Consider the following 6,296-nt stretch of genomic DNA (forward strand, 5'->3'; position numbering starts at 1 on the left):
TGATGAGACCGGATGTCGAGGCCTCCGCGGCTGACATCGAGCAGTCCGTAGGGCTGCTCAGGAGGCGTCTTTGACTGGGATGCCGCCCTACGCAAGCTCGATGAGCTGAACGCCCGGGTCGAAGACCCGACCCTGTGGGACCGTCCGACGGAAGCCCAGGCCGTGTCCCGCGAACGCGCCAGCCTGGCCGCGCGCGTCGAAGCCGTGCAGGTCCTGGAAACCGGCCTGAAGGACGCGCTGGAGTACGCCGAGCTGGCCGACACGGAGGGCGACGACGCCCTGCTGGAGGACGCCCGCGCCCAGCTCAAGGACCTGAAGGAACGCGCCGGCCGCGCCGAGCTCGAGGCCCTGTTGTCCGGCGAAGCCGACGGCAACGACTGCTACGTCGAAATCAATTCCGGGGCCGGCGGCACCGAGTCGTGCGACTGGGCCGGCATGCTGCTGCGCATGTACAGCCGCTGGGCCAACGCCCACAAGATGAGCGTCGAGCTGGTCGAAGAGACCTCGGGCGATCAGGTCGGCATCAAGTCGGCGACCCTGCTGGTCAAGGGCACGAACGCCTATGGCTGGCTGAAGACCGAGGCTGGCGTGCACCGCCTGGTGCGCATCAGCCCCTATGACGCCGCCGCCAAGCGCCACACCAGCTTTGCTTCGGCCTGGGTCTATCCGGTGGTCGACGACACGATCGAGATCGACATCAACCCGTCCGACGTGCGGACCGACACCTATCGGGCCTCGGGGGCCGGCGGTCAGCACATCAACAAGACGGACTCGGCCGTGCGCCTGACGCACATCCCGACCGGCATCGCCGTGGCCTGCCAAGCCGGCCGCTCGCAGCACCAGAACCGCGAGGAAGCCTGGAAGATGCTGCGCGCCCGGCTCTACGAGGCCGAACTGCAGCGCCGGGAGGCGGCGCAACAGGCGCTGGAAGACCAGAAGACCGACATCGGCTGGGGCCACCAGATCCGCAGCTACGTCCTGCAGCCCTACCAGATGGTCAAGGACCTGCGGACCAATGTCGAAACCTCCGACACCCAGGGGGTTCTCGACGGCGATCTGGACGCCTTCATGGGCGCTTCGCTGGCCCAGCGGGTCGGCGCGACCCGCGACGCCTAGTCTAGCCGGCGGCCCTGAAAAGCAAAACGCCACGGATCACTCCGGGGCGTTTTTTGTGTCTAGCCGGCCGACTTGGCCTCGAGCATGGGCGGCGGCGCGGGCTGGGGCTGCGGAGGGGCGGCCGGGCGCTGGAACTTCAGGCTGCGCCCCTGGAAGAAGGCCCCGGTCTCCATCGCCAGCTGTTCGTGGGTGATGTCGCCGTCGATGTAGGAGGTGCCATAGAGGCGGACCTGCTTGGCGGTGATCGCCCCGACGATGCGGCCCCGGACCTCCACCGCCTCGGCGTAAATCGACCCTTCGATGTGGCCGGTCTCGCCGATCGTCAGGCGACCCACGCGGACGTCGCCGCGCACGATGCCGTCGATCTGCAGCTCGCCGTCGCCGGTGATGCCGCCCTCGATGGTGATGTCGGGTGAAATCAGGGACGCGACCTTCGGCGGCGCCTTGCGAGCCGCCTCCGGGTTGGTCGGAGCCATGGACATGGGCAGCGGCTCGATGCGAGCCGGACCCTTGGACGCCTTAGCTTGCTTGCTGAACATACTCACCAGCCTTCAAGAAGCGGTTCGGGTTCTGAGCCCGGCCGTTGACCCATACTTCGTAGTGCAGATGCGGACCGGTCGAACGGCCGGTCGAGCCCATGGCCGCGATGCGCTGACCTATGGCCACGCGCTGGCCGACCCGGACCGAAGCGGCCTGCAGGTGAGCGTAGCGGGTCTTGAAACCGTTGCCGTGGTCGATCTCGACGACGTTGCCGTAGCCCGAGCGCACGCCGACGAACGAGATCACGCCCGGCGCGGTCGCCATGATCGGCGTGTAGAACGAGCCGGGGAAGTCCAGGCCCGAATGGAAGGCCGGGCGATGGGTGAAGGGGTCGAAGCGGACGCCGTAGCTGCTGCTCAGGGCCGGATTGTTGGTCGGGCGATAGAAGGGCAGCTTCTGCGAGGCGGCGCTCAGCTGGCGCATGTCCGACATGTCGGTGGCGGCGTGCTGGATGCGGCCGGCGAAGTCCTCGTCGACGTCGAGCACGGCGGCCAGGGCGCGGGGGTCCTTGGCCTCGATCAGCGGGCCGCCCAGCGAGGAGCCGCCGCGGCCGGTGAACGAGCCGGCGTCCAGGCCCGCCATCCGCATGGCCAGGCGCAGGCGCTCGGCGCGGCTCTTGGCGAAGGTCTCGGCGGCGTCGATCAGGCGTTCCTGATCCATGCGCGTGGCCTGGATCCGCTCGACCGGCGAGGCGCCCAGGACGTGGGGTTTGGAGATCTGCAGGGCCTGGGAGGCGCCGGGCACGCCCTTGAAGTCGCTGACCAGGAGGGCGAGGGCGGCATGACGCTTCTCGACCGAGCTGGCCAGTTCGTCCAGCGAGCCGCTGCTGGCCGACAGTTGAGCCACCGCGCTGTTCAGGCGCGCTTGTCGATCCGCGTTGAGGCGCTCGTAATAGGCCTTCTGCTTGATGACCATCTGGTCGGTCGAGCTGACCGACAGGGCGTTGACCATCATGGAGGCGGTGCACACGCCCATCCACAGAGCCGCAGCGGCGACGCCGGTCGCGCACATCAGCTGCTTGCCGGTCGAGAACACGTAGCCGCGCATCTCGCCGCCGGAGCGCACATAGAGATGGCGCTCGGGGAAAAGCTCTTCCAGGGTTTGTCGCAGTCGCTTGAAGCGCGTGATCGCCATCGCCCTAGGAAACCCCCGTTTTCAAGGTCCCGGCGATATGCAACGAGAATGCGGAAACGCGCAAGATACTTCGCGCCAAGCGGGTACGCTTGGCGATGTTTTGCCTAAACAATTCAACCGGTAAAAGGTTCCGCGACCGATTGCCACCACCCAGGCGTCTCAGTGTTGCGATAACCGCACGCCTGCGGCCCGCGAGCCACACCGCTATTTCAGCGTTCCCTCTTTCAGGGCCCGGGCCGCCGTCAGCACCGCCTTGATGTGGTTGGGCACCTTGACCTTGCGCCAGACCTGGCGGACCACGCCCTCGCGGTCGATCAGGAAGGTCGAGCGGTCGATGCCCATATATTTGCGGCCGTACATGCTCTTCTCGACCCAGGCGCCATAGGCCTCGACGATCTCGCCGGTGGCGTCGGCGGCCAGCTCGACGGTCAGGTCGTGCTTCTTGCGGAACTTGGCGTGCGAGGCGGCGCTGTCCTTGGACACCCCGACGATCACCGCGCCCAGCTTGGCGAACTCCTCGACCTCGGACGAGAACTGCAGGGCCTGCGACGTGCAGCCGGCCGTGTCGTCCTTCGGATAGAAGTAGAGCACGACGTTCTTGCCCTTCAGGCCCGCAAGGCTGACGCGGCCGGTGTCGGTGGCCAGGTCGAAGTCGGGGGCCTTGTCGCCGGGTTCAAGCATCTGTCTCTCCAACGTCCCAAACAAACCCGCTCCGGACCGCTCACGAGGCGATCCGGAACGACCATGCACTCTAGACCGGCTTGACCAGCACGATCTTCTTCTTGCCCGCCGCCAGCTTGACGACGCCGCCGACCAGATCGGCCTCGGTGACCACGCGGTTGGCGTCGGGCTCGGCCTTGTCATTGACCTTGACGCCGCCGCCCTGGGCCAGGCGGCGGGCCTCGCCGCGCGAGGCGGCCAGGCCGGCGTCGGCGAACAGGTTGGCCAGGACGACTCCCGCCTTCAGGTCGGCGGCCGGAACCTCGAACGTCGGCAGATCGACCGACAGCGCGCCCTGCTCGAAGGCCTTTTCAGCGGCGTCGCGGGCCTTGCGGGCCTCATCCTCGCCGTGGGCCATGCGGGTGGCCTCGTCGGCCAGCACCTTCTTGGCCTCGTTGATCTGGGCGCCGGGCAGGGCTTCCAGCGCGGCGATGCCGTCCAGCGGCAGGTCGGTGAACAGCTTCAGGAACCGGCCGACGTCGGCGTCCTCGGTGTTGCGCCAGAACTGCCAGTAGTCGTAAGGCGACAGCTGCTCGGCGTTCAGCCAGACGGCGCCCGACATGGTCTTGCCCATCTTGGCGCCCGAGGCGGTGGCCAGCAGCGGCGTGGTCAGGCCGAAGGCGGCCTTCTGGTCCACGCGACGCGTCAGCTCCACGCCGTTGAGAATGTTGCCCCACTGGTCAGAGCCGCCCATCTGCAGCACGCAGCCGTACTTGCGGTTCAGCTCCAGGAAGTCGACCGCCTGCATCAGCATGTAGTTGAACTCGAGGAAGGTCATCGGCTGCTCGCGCTCAAGCCGCAGCTTGACCGAGTCGAAGGCCAGCATCCGGTTGACCGTGAAGTGCACGCCGTAGTCGCGCAGGAACTGCACGTAGCCGAACTTGGAAAGCCAGGCGTCGTTGTCGACCATGATCGCGTCGGTGGGCCCGTCGCCGAAGGTCAGGAACTTGGCGAACACCTGCTTGATGCCGGCGATGTTGGCCGCGATGTCGGCGTCGCTCAGCAGCTTGCGGCTTTCGTCCTTGCCCGTGGGATCGCCGACCTTGGTCGTGCCGCCGCCCATCAGGACGATCGGCTTGTGGCCGGCCTGCTGCAGGCGGCGCAGCATCATGATCTGGATCAGGCTGCCGACGTGCAGGGACGGCGCGGTGGCGTCGAAGCCGATATAGGCCGTGATCACGCCGCCGGCGGCGGCCGCGTCCAGTTCATCCGGATGGGTGATCTGGTGGATATAGCCGCGCGCCTGCAGCGTCTGGAGGAATTCCGACTTGAACGGCGCGGGGGCGGACATGGCTCGACTCTCTAAATCAGGGGCCTGAACTTCAGACGATTGGGCGTCTAGCACGGCGGGGGCGGTCTGTGGCGAGGGTTTCATCGTGGACGTCTCCTGGAGGCAAGAACCGGAGACGTTCGCTTTCCATCCGCGTGTCGCCGGCGAGGGCGGGGCGCGGACGTGATCGGTCGGCCTCCCGCTAGGACAGCGGGCGGTAATAGGCGCGGATCATGGGGCGCTGGGCGATCATGGGGCCTAGCTACCCGGGCCGACCCGTGGCAGTCAACCAGACCATGCTTATCCTGGGATTCATGACCGGCACCTCGCTCGACGCGGTCGACATGGCGGTGCTCGAGACCGACGGCGAAGAGATCCAGGCCTTCGGCCCGGCCGGCGAGCGCAAGCTGCGCGAGGAGACCCGCGACCTGCTGCTGGTCGCCACCGAGGTCGCCCGCGGCTGGCCCCGCGACAAGCCGCCGCCCGAGATCTTCGAGGAGGCCGCCCAGGCGGTGGCCGACGAGCATTTCCAGGCCGCCGAGAGCTTCCTGGCCGAACACGGCCTGGCGTGGTCGGACTTCGACCTGCTGGGCGTCCACGGCCAGACGGTGCTGCACGAACGGCCCCATCCGGGCCGGATCGGCCGGACCGTGCAACTGCTCGACGCCGAGCGCCTGGCCAAGGCCTGCGGCCGGCCGGTGGCGTTCGACTTCCGCACCGCCGACGTAGCGGCGGGCGGGCAGGGGGCGCCGCTGGCCCCGATCTATCACGCCGCCCGGGCTCGGGCCTCGGGCCTGCCGGCCCCGGTGGCGGCGCTCAACATCGGCGGGGTGGCCAACATCACCCTGATCGGCCCCGACGACGATCTGCTGGCCTTCGACACCGGTCCGGGCAACGGCATGATCGACCTGATGCTGCAGGCCCGGGGTCTGGGGCGCTTCGACGAGAACGGCCGGCTGGCGGCGGCCGGCGTCGTCGACGAGGCGGTGCTGGCGACCTTCCTGGCCAGCGACTATTTCTCCGGGCCGGCGCCCAAGTCGCTGGACCGCTACGATTTTCCGCTCGACCTGGTCGACCACCTGTCCTCCGAGGACGCCGCCGCCACCCTGGTGGCCTTCACCGCCGAGGCGGTCGTCAAGGCCTTCGAGCACGGCCAGCATCCGGACGCCCTGATCGTCTGCGGCGGCGGCCGCCACAATCCGCAGATCATGAAGGCCCTGGCCGATCGCGCGCCCGTACCGGTCCGCACCGCCGAGGCGGTCGGCTGGCGCGGCGACGCCATCGAGGCCGAGGCCTTCGCCTACCTGGCCGCCCGGACGGCGAGGGGACTGCCGATCAGCTTCCCCGGGACGACAGGGGTGGCCCGAGCGATGACGGGCGGGCGGATCGTAAATCCCTAGGTTCCGTGCGGCGACCGCTTGCCCCCTACGGACCGCTTCGCGGTCGTCTTCCCCCAGAGGGGGAAGAGGTGCGCGGTGCGGCGTCCTCCGCCCCCTGTGGGGGCGGACAGACCGCG

6 protein-coding genes are annotated in these 6,296 nt (G+C 68.4%); 2 read left to right on the forward strand and 4 right to left on the reverse strand.

The window, feature by feature from the left end:
• Window positions 1-2: 2 nt before the first annotated feature.
• Window positions 3-1,116, forward strand: a protein-coding gene (gene prfB / locus ASD38_RS07390) for a peptide chain release factor 2 (protein WP_156390615.1) whose coding sequence is annotated in 2 segments (ribosomal slippage) — window positions 3-71 and window positions 73-1,116 — 1,113 coding nt in all. Because the reading frame shifts where the segments join, the coding sequence is not laid out codon by codon here.
• Between the two features lie 59 nt (window positions 1,117-1,175).
• Here prfB and ASD38_RS07395 read toward each other — a convergent pair.
• From ASD38_RS07395 to tyrS, 4 genes are all read right to left on the reverse strand, one after another.
• Complete coding sequence (locus tag ASD38_RS07395; protein ID WP_056439889.1) at window positions 1,176-1,655, reverse strand: bactofilin family protein; 480 nt, start codon at window positions 1,653-1,655, stop codon at window positions 1,176-1,178.
• Window positions 1,636-2,790 carry a peptidoglycan DD-metalloendopeptidase family protein gene (locus ASD38_RS07400; protein WP_056439892.1) on the reverse strand — a complete coding sequence of 385 codons (1,155 nt, stop codon included), beginning with the start codon at window positions 2,788-2,790 and terminating at the stop codon, window positions 1,636-1,638. The genes ASD38_RS07395 and ASD38_RS07400 overlap by 20 nt, the downstream gene beginning before the upstream one ends.
• 204 nt (window positions 2,791-2,994) lie before the next feature.
• Entirely contained in the window at window positions 2,995-3,471 is a 477-nt protein-coding gene (locus ASD38_RS07405) for a peroxiredoxin (RefSeq protein ID WP_056439894.1), read from the reverse strand.
• Window positions 3,472-3,541: 70 nt separating this feature from the next.
• The gene (gene tyrS, locus ASD38_RS07410; protein ID WP_162252129.1) at window positions 3,542-4,885 is read right to left on the reverse strand and encodes a tyrosine--tRNA ligase; all 1,344 of its coding nucleotides are present in this window, start codon (window positions 4,883-4,885) and stop codon (window positions 3,542-3,544) included.
• Between the two features lie 191 nt (window positions 4,886-5,076).
• On the opposite strand from tyrS, the gene ASD38_RS07415 reads away from it, so the two are divergent.
• Window positions 5,077-6,180 (forward strand): anhydro-N-acetylmuramic acid kinase, encoded by a 1,104-nt coding sequence (locus tag ASD38_RS07415; RefSeq protein ID WP_056458962.1) that lies wholly within the window; start codon window positions 5,077-5,079, stop codon window positions 6,178-6,180.
• The last annotated feature ends 116 nt before the right edge of the window (window positions 6,181-6,296 follow it).

Origin of the sequence: Caulobacter sp. Root487D2Y (genome assembly GCF_001427165.1) — a bacterium.
Classification (GTDB): Bacteria; Pseudomonadota; Alphaproteobacteria; order Caulobacterales; family Caulobacteraceae; genus Caulobacter.